Raw genomic sequence first — 21167 nt, forward strand, 5'->3', positions numbered from 1 at the left:
TGGCCACATCCGCCACCCGATACAGGACCGGTATCGCAACGTGCACCGATGTGAAGGGGACGTGACGGGGGTCACTGCCTGCTGTCGATGACAGCCTTCATGACGTTCTTCGCGATGGGGGCGGCGAGGCCACCGCCGGAGATGTCGCCGCGGTTGGCGTTCTCGTCCTCGACCACCACGGCCACGGCGACCGGCGAGCTGCCGTCGCTCATCTTCGCGTAGGAGATGAACCAGGCGTACGGCTTGCCGGAGTTGTTGATGCCGTGCTGGGCGGTACCGGTCTTGCCGCCCACGGTGACGCCGTTGCCGAGCTGCGCGTTCGTGCCGGTGCCGGTCTTGACGACCGTCTCCATCATCGACTGCAGGATCTGGGCGTTCTTCGAGGACAGCGGCTGGCTCAGCTCCTCCGGCTGCGTCTGCTCCAGGGTGTCGACGCTCGGTGACTGGAGCTTGTCGACCATGTACGGCTTCATCAGCTTGCCGTCGTTGGCGATCGCCGAGACGACCATGGCCATCTGCAGCGGGGTGGCCGCGGTGTTGAACTGGCCGATGGAGGACAGGGCCGTCTGTGACACGTTCATGTCCTTGGAGAACACGGAGGCGTCGGCGCGGGTCGGGACGAACTGCTGCTTGTTGAAGCCGAACTTCTCCGCCTCCTCGAGCATCTTGTCGTTGCCGAGGTCCGCGCCGATCTTGCCGAAGACGGTGTTGCAGGAGACCCGCAGCGCCTCGCGCATGGTGGCGTTCTTGCAGGGGAGGTTGCCCTCGTTCTGCAACGGCGTGGTGGTGCCGGGCATGGTCCACGGCAGCGGGGAGTCGGTGGGCTGGTCGGCCGAGGCGTACTTGCCGTTCTCCAGCGCGGCGGCGGCGGTGACCACCTTGAACGTGGAGCCCGGCGGGTAGGTCTCGCGCAGTGCCCGGTTCAGCATCGGGTCGCTGGGGTTGTTCTTCTTCTGCAGCCCCTCCCAGGCCTTGCCGTCGTAGCTGCCGGCGATCGACCCGGGGTCGTAGGACGGGTAGGAGGCCAGCGCGAGGATCTTGCCGGTGGACGGTTCCAGGGCGACGACGGCGCCCTTGCCGTGGCCCTGGAGCCCGTTGTAAGCCGCCTTCTGCGCCGCCGCGTTGAGCGTGGTGACGACGTTTCCGCCCTGCTTCGGCTTGCCGGTGAGCATGTCCAGGGTGTTGCGGAAGAAGAGCTTGTCGTCGGTGCCGGTGAGGATGCCGTCCTCGACGCCCTCGAGGAAGGTCGCGCCGTAGACCTGCGAGGCGTAGCCGGTCACGGGCGCCCACATGGGGCCGTCCTTGTACGTGCGCTTGTACTTCAGGTCGTTGAGCGCGTCGGTCTTGGTCTCCACCGACCCGGTGACCGGGGAGCCGCCGACGATGATGTCGCCGCGCGGCGAGGCGTAGCGGGTGATGTTGACGCGACGGTTGTCCTTGGCGTTCTTGAGGCTGTCGGCCTTGGCGTACTGGAGCCAGTTGACGCGGACGAGCAGCGCGAGGACCAGGAGGCCGCAGAAGATCGCGATGCGGCGCACGGGCTTGTTCACGGGCGGACCACCTGGGTCATCTCGGCGTCGGGGTTGGGAGCGGGGGACGGGGCGGGTCTGCGCGCCGTGTCGCTGATGCGCAGAAGGATGCCGATCAGCACCCAGTTGGCGATGACGGAGGATCCGCCGTAGGCCAGGAAGGGCATCGTCATACCGGTCAGCGGGATGAGCCCCATGACACCGCCGGCGACGACGAAGACCTGGAGCGCGAAGGCGCCGGACAGGCCGACGGCCAGCAGCTTGCCGAACGGGTCGCGGGCGGCGAGGGCGGTGCGCACGCCGCGCTCCACGATCAGACCGTAGACCAGCAGGATCGCCATGAGGCCGGCCAGACCCAGCTCCTCACCGAAGGTGGCGAGGACGAAGTCGGAGTTGGCGGCGAAGCGGATGAGGTCGGAGTGGCCCTGGCCGAGGCCGGAGCCGAGAGTGCCGCCGGACCCGAACGCCCACAGAGCCTGCTGGAGCTGCTCGGAGTGCACGACGCCGTCTTTGACCCCGGCCCGGCTGAGCAGGTACTCGTTCATCGGGTCGAGCCAGGCCTGCACACGCGTCTGGACGTGCGGTTCGAAGCTCGCCACACCGACGGCACCGGCTGCGGACATCAGCAGACCGAAGACGATCCAGCTCGTCCGCTCGGTCGCCACGTACAGCATGATGACGAACATTCCGAAGAACAGCAGCGACGTACCGAGGTCGGTCTCGAAGACCAGGATGAGGATCGAGATCGCCCAGACGACGAGGATCGGGCCGAGGTCGCGGCCACGCGGCAGGTACAGCCCCATGAAGCGGCGGCTGGCGAGCGCGAGCGCGTCCCGCTTCACCATCAGATAGCCGGCGAAGAAGATCGCCAGGACGATCTTCGCGAACTCACCGGGCTGGATGGAGAATCCGGCGACCGAGATCCAGATCTTGGCGCCGTAGGTGAGGTCGGCGCCGAGTCCCGGTACCAGCGGCAGCAGCAGCAGGATCAGCGCGCCGACCATGGAGATGTACGTGTAGCGCTGGAGGGCCCGGTGGTCCTTGAGGAAGATCAGTACGACCACGAACAGCCCGATACCCAGGGCGGTGTACAGCAGTTGGCGGGGTGCCGCCGTGCCGGCCTGGTGGATGTGCTGCAACAGCTTGGACTGGTCGAGGCGCCAGATGACCACCAGACCGAGCCCGTTGAGCAGGGTGGCCAGCGGCAACAGGAGCGGGTCCGCGTACGGAGCGAACTTCCGTACGACGAGATGGCCCACGCCGGCCAGCAGACCGAGGCCGAGGCCGTAGCTTAGCAGGCCGGGCGGCACCGTGTTGTTGATGGCGAGGCCGACGTTGGCGTAGGCGAACACCGGGATGACGACGGCGAACACCAGCAGCGCCAGTTCGGTGTTGCGGCGGCTGGGCGCGCCGATCGCGCCGATCGTGGACGTGTGGTGCGTCGTCGAGTTCGTGCTGCTGCTCATGGGTGTGACAGGCCCTCTCACGGCTCGCTTACTGCTTACCGCACAGTGAGACGACCTTCTGCTCTTCCTCCGAGAGGGTGGGGCCGGGTGTGGACGTGGGTGCGGTCTGGGTCTTGGTCTGCGACGCGTTCGGTGTCGGGGTGGCCTTGGACTTGGCGGTCCGCTCCTCCGTGGCCCGGCGCTCGGCGTCCTTCTTGCACGCGGACGCCTGGACGGCCAGCTCGGTGACCTTGGACTGGGCCGCCTTGAGGTTGCCCTGGGCGATGGTCGCCCTGACCTGCTTCTGCTGGTAGGGCGGCAGGTACTTGAGTTCGATCTCCGGGTGGTCCTTCTGCACCTTCGACAGCGACAGCCAGGCCAGGTCCTGGCTGATGCCGCGGTACAGCGCGACGTGCTCGCCCTCGGCGCCGACGTAGTACTGCGTCTGCGTCCAGCGGTAGCCGCCGTACAGCCCGCCGCCGACGAGGGCGAGCGCCAGGGCCGAGTAGAGCGACCCCTTGAGCCACTTGCGGCCCTTCTTCGGCTTGACGAAGTCCTCGTCGCTGTAGGAGTCGAAGCTGCCCGACGAGTCGTAACCCTCGCCGTCGCCGCTGCCGGGGGGCCCGAACTCGCCTCCGCCGCCCTGCCGGGGCGCCGGGCGGCCGAGGCCGGAGGCGCGGCCCGCGGGGGTCTGCATGATGCCGTTGTCCTGCGCGTACTGCTGGTTCTCGGCGACCGCGCCCACCACGACGGGGGTGTCGGACAACTGCGCCGCGAGGGTGTCCCCGGTGTCCAGGTCGAGGACGTCGGCGATGATGACGGTGATGTTGTCGGGGCCGCCGCCGCGCAGCGCGAGCTGGATCAGCTCCTGCACGGTCTCCTGCGGGCCCTGGTAGCTGGCGAGGGTCTCCTCCATCGTCTGGTGGGAGACCACGCCGGACAGGCCGTCCGAGCAGATCAGATACCGGTCGCCGGCGCGCACCTCGCGGATCGACAGGTCGGGTTCGACGCGGTCGCCGCTGCCGAGCGCGCGCATGAGGAGCGAGCGCTGCGGGTGGGTGGTGGCCTCTTCCTCGGTGATACGGCCCTCGTCTACGAGCCGCTGCACCCAGGTGTGGTCCTGTGTGATCTGCGTCAGGACGCCGTCGCGCAGCAGATACGCGCGGGAGTCGCCGACATGGACGAGCCCGAGTCGCTGACCGGTCCACAGCAGGGCGGTGAGGGTGGTCCCCATGCCTTCGAGCTGGGGGTCCTCCTCGACCATGGCGCGCAACTGGTCGTTGGCGCGCTGCACGGCGGTGCCGAGCGAGGTGAGGATGTCGGATCCGGGGACGTCGTCGTCCAGCGCGACGATGGTGGAGATCACCTCGGAGGAGGCGACCTCACCGGCGGCCTGGCCGCCCATTCCGTCGGCGATCGCGAGCAGGCGCGGACCGGCGTAGCCGGAGTCCTCGTTGCCCTCGCGGATCATGCCTTTGTGCGATCCGGCGGCGAAGCGCAGTGACAGACTCATGTGCACCTCGCCCGTCGGCTCCGGGTACATCCGCACGGTGCCCACCCTCCGGTCGGGAGCGCGCCGAGGCCCGTCGTCCGGGCCGCTGCCGCGTGCTCGCTCCGCTCGCTCATTGTCGTACTACTTCCGCAGCTCGATGACGGTTTTGCCGATGCGGATCGGCGCGCCCGGCGGAATCGGTGTGGGGGTCGTCAGCCGGGACCGGTTGAGGTAGGTGCCGTTGGTGGACCCGAGGTCCTCGACGATCCACTGGCCGTTCTGGTCGGGGTAGATCCTGGCGTGGCGGCTGGAGGCGTAGTCGTCGTCCAGCACGATCGTGCTGTCGTGCGCGCGGCCGAGCGTGATCGTCTGGCCCTGCAACGCGACCGTGGTGCCCGTGAGGGAGCCCTCGGAGACGACCAGCTTCGTGGGGGCGCCACGGCGCTGACGGCCGCCGCCCGACTGCTGGCGCTGCTGCGGGGGTGCCGCCGCCTGGCGGTTCTGCCGGGCGGCCTGCTGGGGCCGCCCCGCGTCCCGGCGTGAGCCGCGCTGTGTGACACGCGTTCCGAACAGGTCGCTGCGGATGACCTGCACGGCCACGATCACGAACAGCCACAGTACGGCCAGGAAACCCAGCCGCATGACCGTGAGGGTCAGCTCTGACATTGCCCCCGCTTCACCCTTCGGCTTGCCGGTAAATGATGGTGGTGCTGCCCACGACGATCCGCGAGCCGTCGCGGAGCGTAGCGCGGGTGGTGTGCTGCCCGTCCACCACGATGCCGTTGGTGGACCCGAGATCCTGGATCGTCGAGGGCGTTCCGGTCCGGATCTCACAGTGCCGGCGCGAGACGCCGGGGTCGTCGATCCGCACGTCGGCGTCGGTGCTGCGGCCCAGCACCAGCGTCGGGCGGGAGATCTGATGGCGGGTGCCGTTGATCTCGATCCAGTAGCGCGTGCGCCCGCCGCCCGTCGGTGCGGCGGCCGGCCGCTGGCCGTAGGGGGCGGCGCCGGGACGTCCGCCGGGCGGCGGCGTGGACGGCATGGGAGGGGCGCCCGAGGGCGAGGCGGCCGGGGGGTAGCCGTAGCCGCCGGGGCTCTGCCGTCCGGCCGGAGGGGCGGACGGGGGAGCCTGTTGGTCGGCGGAGGAGGCGAGCGTACGGCTGCGCACCCGGTACAGGCCGGTGTCGAGATCCTCGGCCTTCTCCAGGTGGACCTTGATGGGGCCCATGAAGGTGTAGCGCTGCTGCTTGGCGTAGTCGCGCACCATGCCGGCGAGTTCGTCGCCGAGCTGGCCGGAGTAGGGGCTGAGGCGCTCGTAGTCCGGGGCGCTCAGCTCCACGATGAAGTCGTTGGGGACGACGGTCCGGTCGCGGTTCCAGATGGTCGCGTTGTTGTCGCACTCCCGCTGGAGTGCTCCGGCGATCTCCACTGGCTGGACCTCGGACTTGAACACCTTGGCGAAGGTGCCGTTGACCAGACCTTCGAGACGCTGCTCGAATTTCTTCAGGACTCCCATGGGGCACCTCCTCCTTCGTTGCCGTCCTGCGTACTGCTTACCTGGTACTGCTCACTGATCGTATCTACGCGCCGGAAAATCGGCTGGTTCCCCCTGTCGGCCCTGTCGAGGGGTGTCGACGCCTGCGGAGTTCCCTCCACGGGCCCCCTTCGAACTCCTTGTGCACGTAGTCCTGGCATGGATCGTAGAGGCGGCCGGAGACCAGTGTCCCGCACCGGAGTGCGGGCCCTGCCCGTCATCTGTAGAGATGAGCTGGACCGGTACGAGGTTGATACGTGAACCGGTTCACGTCGAGACGTTGCCGGACCGTTGCGTGCGGGGTGCGCGGGCTGTGCAGGGCGTGCGGCGGTGCGGTGCGGGCGGAAGGCGCAGCGGAGGCGGAGAGCGGCGACGGGGCCCCGCGGCTGGGGTCGCAGGCCAGGCGGCGTTGATCGTGCCCGGCGGCCCTCGGGTCCGGGTCCGCGGGCCCGTCCCTCCCTGGCTGTGGCCCCTGCTGCCGGGTCGTCGCTGGTCGGGCCGGGGGCGGGCGGGGGCGGGCGAGGGGGTCGGGCGGGAAAAGGGATGTGAAGCCACCCAGTCCACCGTGCTAATGTTCTCGATGTCGGAAGGCGCCAGCACCGCAAGGGGCAGGAGCCGGAGACACACCCAATGCGCGGGTGGCGGAATAGGCAGACGCGCTGGATTCAGGTTCCAGTGCCCGCAAGGGCGTGGGGGTTCAACTCCCCCCTCGCGCACCACGACGAGACGGGTCTCTGTCCGTGACGGAAGTCACGACAGGGGCCCGTTTCTCGTATCCCCGCAGATGTGAGGCATCGCACAGTCGGGAGACGGGTGCGGTGGAGGCTGAGAGCGGTGGCGGGGCGAAGTCGGCCGTGAGCTATCTCACGAAGCTCGCTCGGGCGGCATCCCGGTGTCCGGTGTCCGTCGTTGGGGGGCGACCCCCTGCTCCATTGAGGTGTGCGCCCCGGCCCGGCATCGGTTGCCACCAGAAGCCGACAGCCGCAGGTCACCGGCGCATCGACGGACCGGATCACATCGCCGCACCCGCAGATTTTGCGGCATCCGAGTTTTTAGCTACAGCTAAAGGTGGCATCCTTGAGACAGCGGCAACAACCGTTGCCCTGACGTGAGTTGGGGGTCATGTCATGAGCATCTTCGCTCGTAGCGAGAGCAACGCCGAGCCGGCCGGTGGGTATCTGGCACGGCAGGCGTCGGCCTCTCTCGCGGGCTTGCTGGCAGGGCTCGGTAAGTCGCGTACGGACCTTGCCAGAGCGATGGGCGTCAGCCCCGGTCGGGTCAGTCAGATCATGTCGGGCGACGCGAATCTGACGGTGCGCACCTTGGCCGCGGCTGCGGAAGCGCTGGGGGCCGACGTCGAGATCAGGTTCTCTCCCCGCCTTCCCTGTGCCGCGGACGAGCCTGCCGCGAGCCGCGGAGAGTCATCGCCGCTCCGTGGAAGCGGTGTCGCTGCGCATCGATGAGGTGCGACGGAGGCCGAACCGTCGTCGTTGCCGAGGCAGCGGTGAGCTGTGGAAGGCGTCGTCGGACAGGGACTTGACGCGCAGGGTCTCGAGTTCGGGCTGTTCCGTGCGGCGACCGTGCACATAGGCGAACAGCAACAGGTCGCCGCAGCGGTTGAAGGCTTCACCGAGAGCGCTGCGGCACTGGTAGATCTCCTCGTCGGTGGGCTTGCGCATCCAGCCGCTGCGGACGTCCCCGCAGGCCTCGTCGGTCCTCGTCTGCACTTCAAGGGCGTGGACCATGGCACGGTCCGCTTCTTCGAAGAGGCCGACGATCGCCTTGACGCGCGTGGGATGCCGGTCCAACAGATAGTTCTTGAGTTCGTGTACGAACACACGCAGATGTGTCGTCTTCTCGAAGCCTTCCAGGAACCGGTCGGACCAGGTGCGGGCGTCGAGTTGCATGCGGTAGTCGAGGCGCTCCCTGAACCAGGCAAGGCCGAGCGTCATGTACTTGACGTAGGGCTGGGTCGTGTCGTCGGGCCTCTTGCGCGGCATGGTCGTGACACCGGTGGCCAGACCGGCGGCGGCCGGAGGCAGCTTCGCCAGGTGCGGAAGCGCGAGCCCGGCGGCGACCCCGACCGCACCTGTCAGTGCGAGGACCAGGAAGGTCAGGCCGGCCGATCTCCAACTGCCGAGCAGTCGGCCCTTGCCGACGGAACTGCGGGCCAGACCGACCCACGCAAGGCCGGCGCCGAGAGCGGCCGGTAACACGTAACCGGCAAGCCAGCCGTGGTGATTCCAGGTCATGAACGGCCCCAAGTCATGCATGGACGGGTGAGCCCTCGGGCAGGCGGAGGGCGAGCCGGGCTCCCCCTTGGCATGTGCGGCCCGGCACTCGCGCTGCGGACCCATGGCCCGGGGCGGCAGCGACTGCCCGCAGATGATGTCATCCGCCGTCTCGCCACGGCATCACGTTGAGCGACAATCGGCCACTGAGCGCGGTGTTCCGGCCACCGCGTGCCTCGTCACGGCGACGGCCCCGACCTCGCTCGCCGCAGAGGGCTGTACACGCGCGTCGACCCTCCGCGGCGTGTCATACGCTGGTCCGGTGACGACGCCCGAAGCCGAGCAGAGCGAATCCGAGTCCGCCGTCGAGGAGCCGGTCGGCGGCGGCCCGGGTGACCCAGGGGACACCGGAGCGGACGGCGCGGAGACGCGTCCCGAGGAGCGGCTGGAGCGGGCCGTACGGGCCGCCGAGCAGGCGTTGATCGAGTACGAGATCGCCGTGGAGACCTTCCGCATCGAGGTCGAGAACTTCTCGCGGCTGCACCACCAGAAGCTCGGGCCGATGTACGCGCGCCTCGATGAACTGGAGGCGGAGATCGCCGAGGCGACGGCCGCCCGTACCGGCGACCCCGAGGACATACGCCGTGCCCATGAGGCACGCGCCCGGGTCATGCCGATTCCGGGCGTCGAGGAGCTGTTCCATGGCTGGATGGACTCGGGTGGTCTGTTCCCGGAGGCCCAGGCCATGCTGACCGACCAGCCCGTACGGCCCCCGCAGCGCGTCCGCCCCAGCGAGGAGGCCCGCAGGCTCTACCGCGAACTCGCCCGCAAGGCCCACCCGGACCTCGCCCAGGGCGAGGACGAGCGCAAGCGGCGCGACGAGTTCATCGCGCGGGTCAACGCCGCCTACGGCCGCGGTGACGAGGCCCTTCTGCGGGAGCTCGCGCAGGAGTGGGAGGCCGGGCCCGCCCCCGAGGTGCGCGGGCCGAGCCGCGGCGAGGAGCTGTACGCCCGCCTCGAATGGCTCGCCCGGCGCAAGGAGTTGATCTCCGTCGTGGCCCGCGAGCTGGAGGAGGGCGCGATCGGCTCGATGCTCAGGCTCGCCCCCGACGACCCCGACGGTCTCCTCGAAGAGATCGCGGAGCAACTGCTGGTCCAGGTCGCGCAGAAGGAAGCCGAGCTGGCGGCGCTGCGCGGCTGAGAGGCCGTGCACCGTGCGCTCGGGGCGGGGCCGGGTCCGGCGGGGCCGGGTCCATCGGTCTCGGTGTCGGGTAGCGTCGGAGCATGCGTTTCGGAGCTGGTGTGCCCACGGTCGAGGTCGCGGACCTCAAGGACGGCGACTTCCTGCTGGATGTCCGCGAGGACAACGAGTGGCAGGCGGGTCATGCCGAGGGGGCGCTGCACATTCCCCTCAGTGAATTCGCCGCGCGCTACGGCGAGTTCACACAGGCCGCGCCGCAGGACGGCCGGGTCCATGTGATCTGCCGCTCCGGTGGCCGTTCGGCCCAGGTGACGATGTACCTGGTCCAGCAGGGCATCGAGGCGGTCAACGTCGACGGCGGCATGCAGGTCTGGGCCGCCGCGGGCCGCCCCGTCCTGGACGACAAGGGCGCTCCGGGCGTCGTGCTGTAGCCCGGCCCGCGGGCCCCTCCGGGAGGGGCCCGACCGGTGTCCTCGGCGAGCGTGTTCTTCTCCTACCGGTCGCAGGCTCTAACCGGTCGCAGTCCTACCGGTCGAAGTCCAGCTCCACCCTCTCCGTGAGCGGATGCGACTGGCAGGCCAGTACATAGCCCGCTTCGGTCTCCTCCGGCTCCAGGGCGAAGTTGCGGTCCATCCGCACCTCGCCCGAGACCAGGAAGGCCCGGCAGGTCCCGCACACCCCGCCCTTGCAGGCGTAGGGCGCGTCGGGGCGGTTGCGCAGCACCGTCTCCAGCAGCGACTCACCGTCGTCGACCGGCCAGGTTCCGCCGCGTCCGTCCAGCCGCGCGGTCACCGTGCTGTGCGCGAGGGACGGGGCGGGCGGTGTGGCCACGGAGCCGTCGTCCACGTGGAAGATCTCCTCGTGGATACGGGTGCGCCGCACTCCGAGCCCGCGCAGCGCGCGCTCCGCCGACTGCACCAGTCCGAACGGCCCGCACAGGAACCAGCCCGCGACACTCTCCACCGGCAGCAGCGACGGCAGCAGCCCGGACAGCCGCTGCTCGTCGAGCCGCCCGGTCGGCAGGCCTGCCTGCTGTTCCTCCCGGGAGAGCGCGGTCACCAACTGGAACCGGTCAGGAAAGCGGTCCTTCAGATCGGCGACCTCCTCCAGGAACATCGTCGAGGCGGATGTCCGGTCGCTGCGGACGAGACAGAACCGCGCCCCGGGCTCCCGGTCCAGCAGGGTCGCCACGATCGACAGCACGGGCGTGATCCCACTGCCGCCCACCACGGCCGCGTACAGCCCGGGTGCGGGCTCCAGCGTGAACCGTCCGGCCGGCGTCATCACCTCCAGCTCGTCGCCGATCGCGATCTCCTTGAGCGCGTACGGGGAGAAGGCGCCGCCCTCCACCAGGCGCACCCCGACCCGCAGGGTGCGCGGTCCCTCCTCGTCCGGGGCCGGCGCGGGGGAGCAGATCGAGTAGGTGCGGCGTATCTCCGTGCCGTCGACGACGCGGCGCAGGGCGAGATGCTGGCCGGGCGCGTGCCGGTACTCCTCGCGCAGGCCGGGCGGCACGGCGAAGGTCAGGGCCACGGAGTCCTCGGTGAGCCGGTCGACCGCGGCCACGGGGAGCGAGTGGAACCGAGCCATCACAGCTCCTTGAAGTGGTCGAACGGTTCGCGGCAGGTAAGACAGCGGCGCAGGGCCTTGCACGCGGTGGACGAGAAGCGGCTGAGCAGTTCGGTCTCGGCGGACCCGCAGTGCGGGCAGCACACGGGACCGTCCGGCTCGGGGGAGCCGGCGACCGTATGCGTCGGGCCCAGTCGCACCGCCACCGGCCCGGACGCCTGCGGGCGGTTCGGGCGCGGTGGTGCGATCCCGAACTCCTGCAGTTTGCGGCGGCCTTCGGCGGTGATGTCGTCCGTCGACCAGGCAGGCGTGAGCACCGTGCGCACGACGACCTCGCGCATGCCGTGCTCGTGCAGCACCCGCTCTATGTCCCGGGACATCGTCTCGACCGCGGGGCAGCCCGTGTAGGTCGGGGTCAGCTCGACCTCCACCGCGTCCGTGCCGCGCGCGTGGACGGCCCGTACGACGCCCAGGTCCTCCAGCGTCAGCGTGGGCAACTCCGGGTCGGGGACGGAGCCGGCGAGCCGGAGCAGTTCCTCTTCGAGAGCGGTGACCGTCACCATGACGCCCCCGGGTGACTGCGGTGCAGATGCTGCATCTCCGCGAGCATCCGCCCGAACGGTTCGGTGTGCAGCCCCTGCCGTCCCGCGCCCGCGGCCCACGCCCCGGACCGCGGACCCTCGGGGACCTCCAGGGTGGCGCGGCGCAGCGTGTCACTCACCGATTCCAGCCAGGCGGTCTGCAATCCGGCCCAGTCGACCTCCACGCCCTCGATCGGCTGGAACATCTCTCCGGTGAACCGCCACAGCGCCTCGCACGCGCGGCGCATCCGCTCATGGCTCTGCGCCGTGCCGTCGCCGAGCCGCAGGGTCCACTGCTCGGCGTGGTCCTGGTGATAGGCGACCTCCTTGACCGCTTTGGCCGCCAGGCCCGCGAACGCGCCCTCCTGCGCCGCGAGTTGGGTGTAGAGCAGTCGCTGGTAGGTCGAGAAGTAGAGCTGGCGGGCGATGGTGTGGGCGAAGTCGCCGCCCGGCTGCTCGACCAACTGCAGGTTGCGGAACGCGCGTTCCTCGCGGAGGTAGGCCAGTTCGTCCTCGTCGCCCGCCATGGACAGCAGCACCCGCGCCTGGCCCAGCAGATCCAGCGCGATGTTGGCGAGGGCGACCTCCTCCTCCAGCACCGGGGCATGTCCTGCCCACTCCCCCAGGCGGTGCGAGAGCACCAGGGCATCGTCGCCGAGGGCCAGGGCGGCCCCGGTGTGCGCGGTGACGGTCACAGGTGCTTCACCCCTTCCGGGATCTCGTAGAACGTCGGGTGCCGGTAGGGCTTGTCGGCGGCCGGTTCGAAGAACGCGTCCTTCTCGTCGGGTGAGGACGCGGTGATCGCCTTCGACGGCACGACCCAGATCGAGACGCCTTCGCCGCGCCGTGTGTACAGGTCGCGGGCGTTGCGCAGGGCCAGCTCCGCGTCCGGGGCGTGCAGGCTGCCCGCGTGGGTGTGCGAGAGGCCGCGGCGCGAGCGCACGAAGACCTCCCACAGCGGCGATTGCTCGGTCGTCATCGTCACGCCTTCCCGTTCATGTCGGCCGTGTCCGCCGACGGTTCGACGGCCGCGCCTGTCGCGCCGTTGTGCTTCGCCGCGTACGCCGCGGCGGCCTCTCGTACCCACGCGCCCTCGTCGTGGGCCTTCCTGCGCTGGGATATCCGCTGCTCGTTGCAGGGGCCGTTGCCCTTGATGACCTCGCGGAACTCCGCCCAGTCGATGGGGCCGAAGTCGTAGTGCCCGCGCTCCTCGTTCCAGCGCAGGTCGGGGTCGGGGAGCGTGAGGTTCAGTGACTTCGCCTGGGGGACGCAGATGTCGATGAAGCGCTGGCGCAGCTCGTCGTTCGAGTGCCGCTTGATCTTCCAGGCCATCGACTGCGCGGAGTGCGCGGACTCGTCGTCGGGCGGGCCGAACATCATCAGGGAGGGCCACCACCAGCGGTCCACGGCGTCCTGTGCCATGGCGTGCTGCTCGGGGGTGCCCTGGCTGAGGGCCAGCAGCAGTTCGTACCCCTGGCGCTGGTGGAACGACTCCTCCTTGCAGACGCGGACCATCGCGCGGGCGTACGGGCCGTAGGAACAGCGGCACAGGGGCACCTGGTTGGTGATCGCCGCGCCGTCCACCAGCCAGCCGATGGCGCCGACGTCGGCCCAGGTCAGCGTCGGGTAGTTGAAGATCGATGAGTACTTCTGGCGGCCGGTGTGCAGCTTGTCGAGCAGCTCCTCGCGGCTGACGCCGAGCGTTTCCACGGCGCTGTAGAGATACAGCCCATGGCCCGCCTCGTCCTGGACCTTGGCCATCAGGATCGCCTTGCGGCGCAGGGAGGGCGCGCGCGAGATCCAGTTGGCCTCCGGCTGCATGCCGATGATCTCGGAATGCGCATGCTGGGCGATCTGCCGGACCAGGGTGGAGCGGTAGGCATCGGGCATCCAGTCGCGCGGTTCGATGCGCTCGTCGGCGGCCACGGCGGCATTGAAGACGGCCTCGTACACCGCCGTGTCGGCCTCTGGTACTGCGCCGTCCACGCTGGCCGTGCGGTGGGCTGCTGCTGGCGCCATGCGGTCCCCCTCGACCACTCTCTGTCTCCCGACCGATCGTTCGGTCCGGTCGATTCCATGGTGCGGTGAGGCACGTAGGGTGTCAACCGCTGTGGACAACCTCCGAGTCCCGTTCGGCCGCTGTGTCCATCCGGCTGTGCGGGGCGGGTGGGGCTGAGTACCGTTCCGGTGCGGACGCCGTGGTGGAGCCGCGCACGGGCGGGGCCGCCCGCGCCGCCCACGGCGACAGCCGAGGGACCCGGGCCGATGGTGCCGGGGCGGGGAAGCTCGAAAGACGGGACGGGATGGACGCGTACGACGAGGAATCGGGCGCCCGGGAGGCCGAGCCGGACGGCTCCGACGCCCCGGTGTCCCCGCCGCCCGAGGGCGGCGGGCCCGACGTCCCCCCGGCCCCGCCGGGTGAGGGATCGGCGGGTCCGCGGGAGGCGAGCACCGGTATAGCCGCCCTGTCCCCGCACTACCGCGTCGCCGCAGCGCTGGCGCTCGTGGCCGTCGCCGCCGTCTCCGCCGTGCACCTCGGCATGGTGTTCCTGCACGTCGCGCCCCCGAACACCGTCACCAAGCAGCACGGCAAGGCGATCGACGACTGGATCTACCCGGAGTTCGAGCAGAACTGGAAGCTGTTCGCGCCCAACCCCCTGCAACAGAACATCGACGTCCAGGTCCGCGCCGAGGTGCTCACCCCGGACGGCGGCGGGCGGACGACCGGCTGGTACGACCTGTCCGCGCGCGACGGCGAGGCCATCGCGGGCAACCTCCTGCCGAGCCACACCCAGCAGAACGAACTGCGCCGCGCCTGGGACTTCTACGTCACCTCGCACGACGGCCGGAACCGGCCCCAGGGCCCGCGCGGTGCCCTGTCCGAGAGCTATCTGCGCCGTGTCGTACTGGGGCGCCTGGACCGTGAGCGCACCGCCCTGCGCCCCGGTGAGACCGTCGACCGCGTCCAGGTCCGCTCCCGCACCACGAACGTGCCCTCCCCCCGATGGAGCGACGAGCGGGTGCCCACCGCGCCCGTGTACCGGCATCTGCCCTGGTGGCCGCTGCCCGCCGACGACGAGACGGGGGCGGGTACCCGATGAACCGCGTCGTCCGCTCCGCCGCGCGCGGCATCAGCCGCCTCACCGACGCTCCCCTCGGCCCGTACCAGAGCGCGGTCGTCCGTATCGGCTTCGCCGCCACCTGGCTGCTGTTCCTGCTGCGCGAGTTCCCGCACCGGCAGGAGATGTACGGACCCGACGGCCCCTGGAGCTGGGACCTGGCCCGGCAGCTCGTCGCCGGCAACCACGCGTTCACGGTCCTGCTGTGGTCCGACAGCCAGGCGTGGTTCCAGGCGGTGTACTTCCTCGCCCTGCTCTCGAGCGCCCTGCTGCTGGTCGGCTGGCGCACCCGCACGATGTCCGTGCTGTTCATGGTGGGCGTCCTGTCGCTGGAGAACCGCAGCGTCTTCATGGGAGACGGAGGCGACAACGTCCTCCACCTGATGTCGATCTACCTGGTGTTCACGCGCTGCGGGCAGGTGTGGTCGCTGGACGAGCGGCGCGCCCGGCGGGCCCGCGCGGGGGACGAGCGGCTCCGTCCCGACCGGGTGGGACCGGCCCTGTGGGGGGTGCTCGGCTGTGTGCTGGCCCTGGCGACGGTGGCGGGCCGGATGAGCGGCGGCTGGCTGACTCTCTTCTGGGGGCTGTGGGCCGTGCAGGCCCTGTGGTGGTACGTCGCTCGGCGCGCCCCGCACGCCGAGCCGCGGATCCTGCTGGACATCGTGGCCAACCTCGTCCACAACGCCGCCCTGTTGATGATCATGGCCGAGGCCTGTCTGATCTACTCGACCGCCGGCTGGTACAAGATCCAGGGTTCGCGGTGGCAGGACGGCACGGCCGTCTACTACCCGCTCCACCTCGACGCCTTCTCGCCCTGGCCCGCCCTGTCCGACCTGCTGTCCTCGAACGGGGTGATGGTGCTGCTGGTGACGTACGCGACGGTCGTCGCGCAGGTCGCCTTCCCGTTCACCCTGTTCAACCGGCGGGTGAAGAACGTGCTGCTGGCGTTCTTGATGACCGAGCACCTGGTGATCGCCGTGGTGCTCGGGCTGCCGTTCTTCTCGCTCACGATGATCGCGGCGGACGCCGTGTTCCTGCCGACGTCCTTCCTGCGACGGCTGGGCAGCTGGGCGGCACGCGTGAGGAGACGGTCGGGCGCCGCGCTCGTACGCCGTGAGCCGCCTGGTGGCCCGCGCGGCCCGCAGCCGCAGGCCGAGGAGACGGCCGACCCCACGCAGGTGGGCTCGACCGTCTGAGCCCGTAGGCTGCACTGCATGAAGGATCCGTCCCGCAGCACCGACCCGCTGAGCCTGTGGCACCGGCTCGCCGACGCCTCGGTCCTGCTCGACGGTTTCCACGCTCTCAAGCACGCGCTGCGCTTCGAGGCGCGCGTGCCCGTCGCCGTCACCACCGACCGGGCGGCGACGCTCACCCTGGCCGGTGAACTGGCCCCCGACGTACGGGAGTCCCTGGACGCGCTGCTGACGGAGGTCCCGGAGGCCACGTACCGCGCGCTGGTGCCGCGCCCGCATCCCACCGGGGTCGCCGCGCTGGCCGTGCGTCCCTCGCGCGAGGCCGCCCTGGAGACGCTCCGGCGTATCCCCCGCGCCGCCCCGGTCGTCGTCCTCGACAACCCGCGCAACCTCGGCAACGCGGGGGCCGTGATCCGGCTCGCGGCCGGCTTCGGCGTGACCGGGGTCGTCACGACCGGCACGCTCGACCCCTGGCACCCCACGGTCGTGCGCGGCGGTGCCGGGCTGCACTTCGCCACCGCCGTGGAACGGCTGCCCGTGACCGAGCTGCCGCCGGGGCCGGTGTTCGCGCTGGACCCGGAGGGCGACGACATCCGCGGGCTGAAGCTGCCGGACGACGCCGTGCTCGCGTTCGGCTCCGAGCGCACCGGCCTGTCCGCCGACCTGCGCGCCCGCACCGACCATCTGGTGTCCCTGCCGATGCGCCCCCAGGTCTCCAGCTACAACCTCGCGACCAGCGTGGCCATGACGCTGTACCACTGGAGCATCACCGGGAGCGCACCGGACTGAGCGGCCTCACGCCTCGCGGCGTACCTCCACCACCCGGAAGCGGTTCGCCACGAACGCCCCGTCGCACAGGGCCGCGTTGGCCGCGGGGTTGCCGCCCGAGCCGTGGAAGTCGGAGAAGGCGGCCGTCTGGTTGACGTACACCCCGCCGGTCAGGTTGAGCGAGAGCTGGGCGCACTCCTCCAGGCAGACCTCCTCGACGGCCCGCTCGACCTCCTCGGAGGTGGTGTACGCGCCGACGGTCATCGCACCCTTGTCCCTGACGGTGCGCCGCAGCAGCTCCACCGCGTCCTGGGCCGAGTCGACCGCGACGGCGAAGGACACCGGGCCGAAGCACTCGCTCAGGTAGGCGGCCTCGGCGTCCGGCTTGGCGCCGTCGAGCTTCACGATCAGCGGTGTGCGGACGACCGCCTTCGGGAAGTCGGGGTTGACGATCTCCCGTGAGGCCAGGGCGACTTCGCCGAGTCCGGTGGCCGCCTCCAGACGGGCCGTGACGTCCGGGTTCACGATCGCGCCGAGCAGTCCGTTCGCGCGCGCGTCGTCGCCGAGCAGGCCGCCGACCGCCCGCGCGAGGTCCGCGACCACGTCGTCGTACGACTTCGGGCCCTCGTCGGTGGTGATGCCCGCCCGTGGGATCAGGAGGTTCTGCGGGGTGGTGCACATCTGGCCGCTGTACAGCGACAGGGAGAACGCGAGGTTCGACAGCATCCCCTTGTAGCTGTCGGTCGACTCCACGAGCACCGTGTTGACGCCGGCCTTCTCCGTGTAGACCTGGGCCTGGCGGGCGTTGGCCTCCAGCCAGTCGCCGAACGCCGTGGAGCCCGTGTAGTCGATGATCCGGATCTCCGGGCGCACGGCCAGGGTCTTCGCGATGCCCTCGCCGGGGCGCTCGGCGGCCAGCGCCACCAGGTTCGGGTCGAAGCCTGCCTCGGCCAGGACCTGGCGGGCCACCCGCACGGTGAGCGCGAGCGGCAGCACCGCGCGCGGGTGGGGCTTCACCAGGACCGCGTTGCCCGTGGCCAGGGAGGCGAACAGGCCCGGGAAGCCGTTCCACGTCGGGAAGGTGTTGCAGCCGATGACCAGCGCGATGCCGCGCGGGACGGGCGTGAACTCCTTGGTGAGCGCCAGGGGGTCGCGCTTGCCCTGGGGCTTGGTCCACTCCGCGGTGCCGGGCGTGCGGACCTGCTCGGCGTACGCGTACGCCACCGCCTCCAGGCCTCGGTCCTGTGCGTGCGGGCCGCCCGCCTGGAACGCCATCATGAAGGCCTGGCCGCTGGTGTGCATGACCGCGTGCGCGAATTCGTGCGTCCGGTCGCTGATGCGCTTGAGGATCTCCAGACACACCACCGCGCGGGTCTCCGCGCCCGCGTCGCGCCATGCCCGCTGGCCCGCGCGCATGGCGGGCAGCAGGACGTCGATGTCCGCGTGGGGATAGCTGATGCCGAGCTCGATTCCGTACGGCGACAGCTCCTCGCCGGTCCAGTCGTCCGTGCCGGGCTGGCCGAGGTCCATACGGGTGCCGAGCAGGGCGTCGAAGGCGGCCTTGCCCGCCGCGGCGTCCAGGCTGCCGTTCTCCCCGTAGGCCTTGGGATGCTCGGGGTGCGGGGACCAGTACGCGCGGGTCCGGATCGCGTCCAGGGCCCGGTCGAGGGTGGGGCGGTGCTGGGTGATCAGCTCGTGCGCGGTGAGTTCGGCGGCCATGTCGGGGACCAACTCCTCGTCTTGTGAGCTCTTCTCATGAAGCTCGTGACCTGGGCAGGAACAGCCGGACAGAGTTAGAGTAACCGAACGATCGGTCGGGACAAGGGGGTCCGCCGCATCTGTGGAAAACCCCGTGCGGGAGGATCGCGTCCATGACAGCACTCGACCTCAGCAGCCCCGTGGCCGTTGTCGGCACGGGCACCATGGGCCAGGGCATAGCCCAGGTCGCGCTGGTCGCGGGCCACCCCGTGCGGCTGTACGACGCCGCGCCCGGCCGCGCCCAGGAGGCGGCCGACGCGATCGGTGCCCGCCTCGACCGGCTCGTCGAGAAGGACCGGCTCACCGGCGCCGAGCGGGACGCGGCACGGGCCCGCCTGGTGCCCGCCGAGCGCCTGACCGAGCTGGCGGACTGCTCGCTCGTCATCGAGGCGGTCCTGGAGCGCCTCGAGGTGAAGCAGCGCCTGTTCGGGGAGCTGGAGGACATCGTCGGCGAGGACTGCCTGCTCGCCACCAACACCTCCTCCCTGTCCGTGACCGCCATCGGCGGCGCGCTGCGTCACGCGGGTCGCCTCGTCGGCCTGCACTTCTTCAACCCGGCGCCGCTGATGCCGCTCGTGGAGGTCGTCTCCGGGTTCGCCACCGACGTCACCTCGGCCACGCGCGCGTACGAGACCGCCCGCGCCTGGGGCAAGACGCCGGTCGCCTGCGCGGACACCCCTGGGTTCATCGTCAACCGCATCGCGCGGCCCTTCTACGCCGAGGCGTTCGCGGCCTACGAGACGCAGGCCGCCGACCCGGCCACGATCGACGCGATCCTGCGCGAGTCGGGCGGCTTCCGGATGGGCGCCTTCGAACTGACCGACCTGATCGGCCAGGACGTCAACGAGTCCGTCACCCACTCGGTGTGGGAGTCCTTCTTCCAGGACGTGCGCTTCACGCCCTCGCTCGTCCAGCGACGGCTGGTCGAGTCGGGCCGCCTCGGCCGCAAGACCGGGCAGGGCTGGTACGCGTACGGGGACGGCGCCGAGCGCCCCGAGCCGCACACCGCGGAGAAGGCGCAGGCGCCCGCGTACGTCGTCGTCGAGGGCGACCTCGGGCCCGCCGCGGACCTCCTCGCGCTGATCCGTGAAGCAGGCATATCCGTGCGCGAGGACGAGGAGGACCACGGGACGCGCCTGGTGCTGCCGAGCGGCGGCCAACTGGTCCTCGCCGACGGACAGACCTCCGTCGAGTTCCGCGACGTCGTCTACTTCGACCTGGCGCTCGACTACCGCAAGGCCACCCGTATCGCCCTGTCCGCCTCCCAGGACACCTCCCCGCGGACGCTCGCCGAGGCCACCGGGCTCTTCCAGGCGCTCGGCAAGGACGTCAGCGTCATCGGGGACCTGCCCGGCATGATCGTCGCCCGGACGGTGGCCCGGATCATCGACCTGGCGCACGACGCGGTCGCCAAGGGCGTGGCCACCGAGGAGGACATCGACACCGCGATGCGCCTGGGCGTCAACTACCCCCTCGGACCCTTCGAATGGGGTCGCAGGCTCGGCCGCGGCTGGGCTTACAGCCTGCTGGAGGACCTGCACCCGCGCGACCCCTGCGGCCGGTACGCGCCGTCCCTCGCGCTCTACCGTCACGCCTACGCCTCCGAGGACCGGGAGGGCACCTCATGACCACGGCCAAGCGCGACACGTACACCCCGGAGAGCCTGCTCTCGGTCGCCGTGCAGGTCTTCAACGAGCGCGGCTACGACGGCACCTCCATGGAGCATCTCTCCCGGGCCGCCGGCATCTCCAAGTCGTCGATCTACCACCATGTCGCGGGCAAGGAGGAGCTGCTGCGCCGTGCCGTCAGCAGGGCGCTGGACGGTCTCTTCGGGATCCTCGACGAGGAGCACGCGCGCGTGGGGCGCGCGGTGGAGCGGCTGGAGTACGTCGTCCGGCGCATGGTCGAGGTGCTCACGGCCGAACTGCCGTATGTGACGCTGCTGCTGCGGGTGCGGGGCAACACCGCCACCGAGCGGTGGGCCCTGGAGCGGCGCCGCGAGTTCGACCACCGCGTCGCCGAACTGCTCAAGGCGGCGGCGGCCGACGGGGACGTACGCGGCGATGTGGAGGTACGGCTCGCGACCCGGCTGGTGTTCGGGATGATCAACTCGATCGTGGAGTGGTACCGGCCGGACGGGCGCGGCATGGGTGAGCGGGAAGTCGCCGACGCCGTCGTGCAGTTGGTCTTCTCGGGGCTGCACAGGAGCCGCTGAGCGCGGCCGTCCGCCGAGGTCAGTTCTCCGGGTCCAGGTCCTCCTCCTCGAAGACCAGCAGGGTGCGCGTGCTGAGTACTTCGGGGATGGCCTGGAGCTTGGTGAGGACCAGTTCGCGCAGCGCCCTGTTGTCGGTCGTGTGCACCAGCAGCAGGACGTCGAAGTCCCCGCCCACCAGGGAGATATGGGAGGCGCCGGGCAGCAGCCGAAGCTGCTCGCGCACCGCGCGCCAGGAGTTCTGCACGATCTTCAGCGTGATGTACGCCGACGTGCCCTGGCCCGCGCGCTCGTGGTTCACGCGCGCCCCGAAGCCGCGGATCACGCCGTCCTCGATGAGGCGGTTGATCCGCGCGTACGCGTTGGCCCGCGAGACATGGACGCGCTCGGCGACCGACCGTATCGAGGCGCGGCCGTCCGCCTGGAGTATCTGGAGGATGTCCTGATCGATGCCGTCGAGGGGCCGCGCGGGCGGCGCCATGCCCGGCTCAGGAGGTTCGGCCATTTGTTCAGATGCCATGTGCCCCCGCCTCTT

21 protein-coding genes and 1 tRNA gene are annotated in these 21167 nt (G+C 70.5%); 9 read left to right on the top strand and 13 right to left on the bottom strand.

Going from position 1 to position 21167, the window contains the following annotated elements:
* Positions 1 to 71: 71 nt before the first annotated feature.
* The 5 genes from NGF19_RS15025 to NGF19_RS15045 all read right to left on the bottom strand — a co-directional run bounded on the left by NGF19_RS15025 (position 72) and on the right by NGF19_RS15045 (position 5982).
* Positions 72 to 1550 (bottom strand): peptidoglycan D,D-transpeptidase FtsI family protein, encoded by a 1479-nt coding sequence (locus NGF19_RS15025; RefSeq protein WP_252425386.1) that lies wholly within the window; start codon positions 1548 to 1550, stop codon positions 72 to 74.
* On the bottom strand, positions 1547 to 2995 hold the full coding sequence (locus tag NGF19_RS15030) for an FtsW/RodA/SpoVE family cell cycle protein (RefSeq protein WP_252425387.1): 1449 nt from the start codon (positions 2993 to 2995) through the stop codon (positions 1547 to 1549). The genes NGF19_RS15025 and NGF19_RS15030 overlap by 4 nt, the downstream gene beginning before the upstream one ends.
* Before the next feature lie 28 nt (positions 2996 to 3023).
* Positions 3024 to 4487 (bottom strand): Stp1/IreP family PP2C-type Ser/Thr phosphatase, encoded by a 1464-nt coding sequence (locus tag NGF19_RS15035; protein WP_252425388.1) that lies wholly within the window; start codon positions 4485 to 4487, stop codon positions 3024 to 3026.
* A 120-nt stretch (positions 4488 to 4607) separates the two neighbouring features.
* Complete coding sequence (locus NGF19_RS15040) at positions 4608 to 5132, bottom strand: FHA domain-containing protein FhaB/FipA (RefSeq protein WP_252425389.1); 525 nt, start codon at positions 5130 to 5132, stop codon at positions 4608 to 4610.
* A gap of 10 nt (positions 5133 to 5142) precedes the next feature.
* Positions 5143 to 5982 (bottom strand): FHA domain-containing protein, encoded by an 840-nt coding sequence (locus NGF19_RS15045; protein WP_252425390.1) that lies wholly within the window; start codon positions 5980 to 5982, stop codon positions 5143 to 5145.
* 650 nt (positions 5983 to 6632) lie between these two features.
* Here NGF19_RS15045 and NGF19_RS15050 point away from each other — a divergent pair.
* Both NGF19_RS15050 and NGF19_RS15055 read left to right on the top strand, forming a co-directional pair.
* Positions 6633 to 6719 (top strand) — tRNA-Leu (locus NGF19_RS15050).
* Between the two features lie 408 nt (positions 6720 to 7127).
* On the top strand, positions 7128 to 7463 hold the full coding sequence (locus NGF19_RS15055) for a helix-turn-helix domain-containing protein (protein ID WP_252425391.1): 336 nt from the start codon (positions 7128 to 7130) through the stop codon (positions 7461 to 7463).
* Here the strand turns inward: NGF19_RS15055 and NGF19_RS15060 are convergent.
* Complete coding sequence (locus NGF19_RS15060; RefSeq protein WP_252425392.1) at positions 7422 to 8252, bottom strand: hypothetical protein; 831 nt, start codon at positions 8250 to 8252, stop codon at positions 7422 to 7424. The two genes, NGF19_RS15055 and NGF19_RS15060, sit on opposite strands and share 42 nt — an antisense overlap.
* A gap of 301 nt (positions 8253 to 8553) precedes the next feature.
* Here NGF19_RS15060 and NGF19_RS15065 point away from each other — a divergent pair, with 301 nt between their 5' ends.
* Positions 8554 to 9432, top strand: coding sequence for a J domain-containing protein (locus NGF19_RS15065; protein ID WP_252425393.1), 879 nt, complete (start codon positions 8554 to 8556; stop codon positions 9430 to 9432).
* A gap of 101 nt (positions 9433 to 9533) precedes the next feature.
* Entirely contained in the window at positions 9534 to 9863 is a 330-nt protein-coding gene (locus NGF19_RS15070) for a rhodanese-like domain-containing protein (RefSeq protein ID WP_252425459.1), read from the top strand.
* 94 nt (positions 9864 to 9957) lie between these two features.
* On the opposite strand, the gene NGF19_RS15075 is transcribed toward NGF19_RS15070, so the two are convergent.
* The 5 genes from NGF19_RS15075 to paaA are packed head-to-tail and all read right to left on the bottom strand — an operon-like array spanning position 9958 to position 13601.
* Complete coding sequence (locus NGF19_RS15075; RefSeq protein WP_252425394.1) at positions 9958 to 11022, bottom strand: 2Fe-2S iron-sulfur cluster-binding protein; 1065 nt, start codon at positions 11020 to 11022, stop codon at positions 9958 to 9960.
* A complete protein-coding gene (gene paaD / locus NGF19_RS15080) occupies positions 11022 to 11564 on the bottom strand; it encodes a 1,2-phenylacetyl-CoA epoxidase subunit PaaD (RefSeq protein ID WP_252425395.1) in 543 nt (180 codons plus the stop codon). The genes NGF19_RS15075 and paaD overlap by 1 nt, the downstream gene beginning before the upstream one ends.
* Positions 11558 to 12277, bottom strand: a complete 720-nt coding sequence (gene paaC / locus NGF19_RS15085) for a 1,2-phenylacetyl-CoA epoxidase subunit PaaC (RefSeq protein ID WP_252425396.1) — start codon at positions 12275 to 12277, stop codon at positions 11558 to 11560. Before paaC ends, paaD begins: the two co-directional genes overlap by 7 nt.
* The gene (paaB, locus tag NGF19_RS15090; protein WP_252425397.1) at positions 12274 to 12561 is read right to left on the bottom strand and encodes a 1,2-phenylacetyl-CoA epoxidase subunit PaaB; all 288 of its coding nucleotides are present in this window, start codon (positions 12559 to 12561) and stop codon (positions 12274 to 12276) included. The genes paaC and paaB overlap by 4 nt, the downstream gene beginning before the upstream one ends.
* Before the next feature lie 2 nt (positions 12562 to 12563).
* A complete protein-coding gene (gene paaA, locus NGF19_RS15095) occupies positions 12564 to 13601 on the bottom strand; it encodes a 1,2-phenylacetyl-CoA epoxidase subunit PaaA (RefSeq protein WP_252425398.1) in 1038 nt (345 codons plus the stop codon).
* A 284-nt stretch (positions 13602 to 13885) separates the two neighbouring features.
* On the opposite strand from paaA, the gene NGF19_RS15100 reads away from it, so the two are divergent.
* The 3 genes from NGF19_RS15100 to NGF19_RS15110 are packed head-to-tail and all read left to right on the top strand — an operon-like array spanning position 13886 to position 16683.
* Positions 13886 to 14683, top strand: a complete 798-nt coding sequence (locus tag NGF19_RS15100; RefSeq protein WP_252425460.1) for a DUF5819 family protein — start codon at positions 13886 to 13888, stop codon at positions 14681 to 14683.
* Positions 14680 to 15897, top strand: a complete 1218-nt coding sequence (locus NGF19_RS15105; RefSeq protein ID WP_252425399.1) for an HTTM domain-containing protein — start codon at positions 14680 to 14682, stop codon at positions 15895 to 15897. Before NGF19_RS15100 ends, NGF19_RS15105 begins: the two co-directional genes overlap by 4 nt.
* Before the next feature lie 18 nt (positions 15898 to 15915).
* The gene (locus NGF19_RS15110; RefSeq protein WP_252425400.1) at positions 15916 to 16683 is read left to right on the top strand and encodes a TrmH family RNA methyltransferase; all 768 of its coding nucleotides are present in this window, start codon (positions 15916 to 15918) and stop codon (positions 16681 to 16683) included.
* 6 nt (positions 16684 to 16689) lie between these two features.
* Here NGF19_RS15110 and paaN read toward each other — a convergent pair whose 3' ends face one another.
* Complete coding sequence (gene paaN / locus NGF19_RS15115; RefSeq protein WP_252425401.1) at positions 16690 to 18381, bottom strand: phenylacetic acid degradation protein PaaN; 1692 nt, start codon at positions 18379 to 18381, stop codon at positions 16690 to 16692.
* Between the two features lie 152 nt (positions 18382 to 18533).
* Between paaN and NGF19_RS15120 the strand changes: the two genes are divergently transcribed.
* Positions 18534 to 20048, top strand: coding sequence for a 3-hydroxyacyl-CoA dehydrogenase (locus NGF19_RS15120; protein ID WP_252425402.1), 1515 nt, complete (start codon positions 18534 to 18536; stop codon positions 20046 to 20048).
* Positions 20045 to 20635, top strand: a complete 591-nt coding sequence (locus tag NGF19_RS15125) for a TetR/AcrR family transcriptional regulator (RefSeq protein WP_252425403.1) — start codon at positions 20045 to 20047, stop codon at positions 20633 to 20635. The genes NGF19_RS15120 and NGF19_RS15125 overlap by 4 nt, the downstream gene beginning before the upstream one ends.
* A gap of 19 nt (positions 20636 to 20654) precedes the next feature.
* On the opposite strand, the gene NGF19_RS15130 is transcribed toward NGF19_RS15125, so the two are convergent.
* Complete coding sequence (locus NGF19_RS15130; protein WP_252425461.1) at positions 20655 to 21137, bottom strand: Lrp/AsnC family transcriptional regulator; 483 nt, start codon at positions 21135 to 21137, stop codon at positions 20655 to 20657.
* Between the last annotated feature and the right edge of the window lie 30 nt (positions 21138 to 21167).

Origin of the sequence: Streptomyces macrolidinus (genome assembly GCF_023887685.1) — a bacterium.
Taxonomy (GTDB): domain Bacteria; phylum Actinomycetota; class Actinomycetes; order Streptomycetales; family Streptomycetaceae; genus Streptomyces; species Streptomyces macrolidinus.

Excerpts from the sequence above, each read along its gene's own strand:
- NGF19_RS15110 (WP_252425400.1), top strand. The coding sequence starts at position 15,916 with ATGAAGGATCCGTCCCGCAGCACCGACCCGCTGAGCCTGTGGCACCGG.
- paaA (WP_252425398.1), bottom strand. The coding sequence starts at position 13,601 with ATGGCGCCAGCAGCAGCCCACCGCACGGCCAGCGTGGACGGCGCAGTA.
- paaB (WP_252425397.1), bottom strand. The coding sequence starts at position 12,561 with ATGACGACCGAGCAATCGCCGCTGTGGGAGGTCTTCGTGCGCTCGCGC.
- NGF19_RS15060 (WP_252425392.1), bottom strand. The coding sequence starts at position 8,252 with ATGACCTGGAATCACCACGGCTGGCTTGCCGGTTACGTGTTACCGGCC.
- NGF19_RS15040 (WP_252425389.1), bottom strand. The coding sequence starts at position 5,132 with ATGTCAGAGCTGACCCTCACGGTCATGCGGCTGGGTTTCCTGGCCGTA.
- NGF19_RS15100 (WP_252425460.1), top strand. The coding sequence starts at position 13,886 with ATGGACGCGTACGACGAGGAATCGGGCGCCCGGGAGGCCGAGCCGGAC.
- NGF19_RS15075 (WP_252425394.1), bottom strand. The coding sequence starts at position 11,022 with ATGGCTCGGTTCCACTCGCTCCCCGTGGCCGCGGTCGACCGGCTCACC.
- NGF19_RS15045 (WP_252425390.1), bottom strand. The coding sequence starts at position 5,982 with ATGGGAGTCCTGAAGAAATTCGAGCAGCGTCTCGAAGGTCTGGTCAAC.
- NGF19_RS15030 (WP_252425387.1), bottom strand. The coding sequence starts at position 2,995 with ATGAGCAGCAGCACGAACTCGACGACGCACCACACGTCCACGATCGGC.
- NGF19_RS15130 (WP_252425461.1), bottom strand. The coding sequence starts at position 21,137 with ATGGCCGAACCTCCTGAGCCGGGCATGGCGCCGCCCGCGCGGCCCCTC.
- NGF19_RS15105 (WP_252425399.1), top strand. The coding sequence starts at position 14,680 with ATGAACCGCGTCGTCCGCTCCGCCGCGCGCGGCATCAGCCGCCTCACC.
- NGF19_RS15120 (WP_252425402.1), top strand. The coding sequence starts at position 18,534 with ATGACAGCACTCGACCTCAGCAGCCCCGTGGCCGTTGTCGGCACGGGC.
- NGF19_RS15035 (WP_252425388.1), bottom strand. The coding sequence starts at position 4,487 with ATGAGTCTGTCACTGCGCTTCGCCGCCGGATCGCACAAAGGCATGATC.
- paaD (WP_252425395.1), bottom strand. The coding sequence starts at position 11,564 with ATGGTGACGGTCACCGCTCTCGAAGAGGAACTGCTCCGGCTCGCCGGC.
- NGF19_RS15125 (WP_252425403.1), top strand. The coding sequence starts at position 20,045 with ATGACCACGGCCAAGCGCGACACGTACACCCCGGAGAGCCTGCTCTCG.
- paaN (WP_252425401.1), bottom strand. The coding sequence starts at position 18,381 with ATGGCCGCCGAACTCACCGCGCACGAGCTGATCACCCAGCACCGCCCC.
- NGF19_RS15055 (WP_252425391.1), top strand. The coding sequence starts at position 7,128 with ATGAGCATCTTCGCTCGTAGCGAGAGCAACGCCGAGCCGGCCGGTGGG.